The organism is Deferrisoma sp. (assembly GCF_054681715.1).
The window spans coordinates 1-2,777 of sequence record NZ_BAAHFQ010000257.1; the positions used below are offsets into that span (position 1 = coordinate 1).

At 69.5% G+C, this 2,777-nt stretch carries 4 protein-coding genes; 3 read left to right on the plus strand and 1 reads right to left on the minus strand.

Going from position 1 to position 2,777, the window contains the following annotated elements:
- Together rimI and ACY0I8_RS17495 are read left to right on the plus strand one after the other, a co-directional pair.
- The coding region (gene rimI, locus ACY0I8_RS17490) for a ribosomal protein S18-alanine N-acetyltransferase (RefSeq protein ID WP_461395770.1) at window positions 1-295 on the plus strand (295 nt) is incomplete at its 5' end.
- Between the two features lie 286 nt (window positions 296-581).
- Window positions 582-1,364, plus strand: a complete 783-nt coding sequence (locus tag ACY0I8_RS17495) for a dihydroorotate dehydrogenase electron transfer subunit (protein WP_459941454.1) — start codon at window positions 582-584, stop codon at window positions 1,362-1,364.
- A gap of 285 nt (window positions 1,365-1,649) precedes the next feature.
- Here ACY0I8_RS17495 and ACY0I8_RS17500 read toward each other — a convergent pair whose 3' ends face one another.
- Complete coding sequence (locus tag ACY0I8_RS17500) at window positions 1,650-2,252, minus strand: tetratricopeptide repeat protein (protein WP_459941453.1); 603 nt, start codon at window positions 2,250-2,252, stop codon at window positions 1,650-1,652.
- Between the two features lie 287 nt (window positions 2,253-2,539).
- Here ACY0I8_RS17500 and ACY0I8_RS17505 point away from each other — a divergent pair.
- Window positions 2,540-2,777, plus strand: a 238-nt coding sequence (locus ACY0I8_RS17505; RefSeq protein WP_461395771.1) for a DUF3391 domain-containing protein, incomplete at its 3' end; no start/stop codon positions are given.

Below are 2,777 nucleotides of genomic sequence, written 5' to 3' on the forward strand. Positions count from 1 at the left end.
CGGCCGGTTGGTGGGGCACCTCCTCTACGCCGTACAAGGCGGCCTGTGTCACCTCCTGGATCTCGCCGTGGTGCCCGAGTGGCGCCGCCGGGGCGTGGGAACAAAGCTCGTGCGGGAGGCCCTGGACCGTCTCCGGCGCCAGGGCGCGACCTTCGTGTTCCTGGAGGTCCGGGCCTCGAACAAGGCCGGCCAGGCGTTTTACGGGAGCCTCGGGTTCGACCCGTTGGGTCGCCGGCCCGGGTACTACCCGGACACCGGCGAGGACGCCGTCGTGATGATCCGGAATCTCGACTGAGCAGTCCGGGATGGGGGAGCGTTTTCGGTCTCTGTGGGGGGCCTGGGGGCAGGGGTAACATGCTGGGACGGACCTCGTGTCGGAGCGGCGTTCATGTCAGGGGTCAGTGGACGGAGAACGGTGGACAGAGGGAAGCCCGACTTCTGGCCTCTGAATTCTGGCGTCTGAGAAGGAGGCCGCTTCCACACGCCGGGACGGGCGCAGGCGCTGGAAGAGGAAGGCTTTTGGCTTCCCAGCCTCCGAACCTCCCAGCTTCCCAGCTTTTCAGCCGAAAAGGAACGACGCCATGGACGATCGGGCCTGGGTGGTGTACCGGGAATCCCTGGGCGGCGAGTACTACCGGTTGCGGCTGCGGCCGGCCGTGCCCTTCGAGGCCGCGCCGGGGCAGTTCGTGATGCTCCAGGTCGGGGAGGGGATCGACCCCCTGCTCCGGCGGCCGTTCAGCATCCACCGGCTGGACCCCCACGCCGGCGGGGAGTTCGAGGTGCTCTTCCGGGTGGTGGGAAAGGGGACCCGGATGCTTTCGCGCCGGCACGTGGGCGACCGGGTGGACGTGCTGGGGCCCCTGGGCCGGGGGTTCTCCCTCGACGCCGAGGAGCCCGTTCTCGTAGGCGGAGGGGTCGGGGTGGCGCCGCTTCTGTTTCTCGCCGAGGCGTTTCTCGCCCGCGGGGTGCGGCCCCGGCTCGTGCTCGGCGCGCGCTCCGACCGGGACCTCCTGTGCCACGGCGATTTCGAGTGCCTGGCGATCCCGAGCGAGGTGGTCACCGAGGACGGGAGCCTGGGGGAGCCGGGCCTCGTGACGAAGCCGCTCGCCCGGGTCCTGGACCAGGCCGGGCCGGGGGCCAGGGTGTACGCCTGCGGGCCCGTGCCCATGCTCCGGGCCGTGGCGGCCCAGGCGGCGTCCCGGGGGGTCGCCTGCGAGGTTTCCCTGGAGGCCCAGATGGCCTGCGGCATGGGCGCGTGCCTGGGGTGCGTGGTGCGGTCGGCCTCGGGTGAGTACGTGCGGGTGTGCAAGGAGGGGCCGGTGTTCGATGCCCGGGAGATCGACTGGAACGCTCCTTCTGGGTGACCGCGGCTAGGCCGCTAGGCGGCTGGGCGGCTAGTCGGCCAGGGTGGCAGGGGACAAAAAAATTTCGATCAGGGCACTTTTTTCGCTAAAGCCTTCGCCGGCTCGTGCCGACCCATAGGGCAAAGGCCGGTGGATCGCGACCAGCCTCCTCTCTTCCTCCTCCTTTCGGGAAACGGGCCGTCCCTTGGGACGGCCCGTTTCCTTTGGGCGTTCTGCCTCCGGTCCTCGGCGGCCGGTCAGGAACGCCCCGACCGGACGGCGCCCTCGGGCCGACGCCCGTTCTCCCTACGGAAGCTGCTTTCGGATGGCCTCGATCTCGGCCCGGATCTTGGCGGCCATGTCGGCGGGCGGGTTGCGCTCCAGGTACCGCTGCCAGGCCTTCATGGCGCCCTCCAGGTCGTTGAGGTCGTAGCGGAGCACCACCCCGAGGTTCAGCAAGCTGTTCAGGTGGTTCGGGGCCATGTCGGCCGCCCGCCGGAATTCCTCGACCGCCTTCTGGAAGTCCCCGATCCGCCGGTACATGATGGCCCGGTCCGTGATCACGTCGGGGTCGTTGGGGTCGAGCTCGAGGGCCTTGGTGTAGGCCTCGATCGCCTCCATGTACTGGTCGGTGTCGAAGTAGAGGTTCCCCAACCGTACCCAGGCGTTTCGGTTCGTCGGGTCCCGCTCCACGATGCTCCGGAGCTCCCGGATCTCCACCGAGAGGCTCCCCAGGGTGGAGGACGGCGGGGCCACGGCCGGGGCCGGCTGGGCCACGGGCGCGGGCCGGGGTCCCGGAGACCGGGCCACGAAATAACCCGACACGATGCCGATCACGAAGCCGGCCACCAGGGCCCCCACGGCCCACATCACGGCTTGGTCCAGGTTCACCTTCTTGGGCAGTGCCATGGATTCCTCCCTCGTCGGGGCCGCGCCCCGGATCGCGAAACGCTGCTCGGCCGCCGGGCAGCCCCCAGCCGACCGCCTCCGTGTCGGGGCTTGATACCCGCGGGCGGCCGAGGGTGTCAAGGAGAGCACCCGTTCGGGCTCAAGGGATCGGGTTTGGGGCCGATCCGTAAAAGGGAAACGGAAGCCGGAGCCCTCCGCGGGGGCGCCGGTCCGGGGCGCAGGCGTTCTCCCGAGGGACCGGGGGGCGGTCACCCCTATGGTCCCACAGCCTTCCAGGGGGCGTAGCCATGATCAAGAAGATCGCGGTCGAAGACCTCGAGGTGGGGATGTTCGTGGAGGACTTCAACGTCCCCTGGATGGACCACCCCTTCCTGAGCAACAAGAAAAAGATCCGCAGCGCCAAGGAGATCGACCTCATCCGGGAACACGGGATCCGGGAGGTCTACATCAACACGGCCAAGGGCAAGGACAGCTCCCGGGCCGTGTCGGTGGAGGAGGCCGACGCCGTGGTGCGCGCCGAGATGC

Coding starts and splice junctions, on each gene's coding strand:
- ACY0I8_RS17495 (WP_459941454.1), top strand. CDS start 582: ATGGACGATCGGGCCTGGGTGGTGTACCGGGAATCCCTGGGCGGCGAG.
- ACY0I8_RS17500 (WP_459941453.1), bottom strand. CDS start 2,252: ATGGCACTGCCCAAGAAGGTGAACCTGGACCAAGCCGTGATGTGGGCC.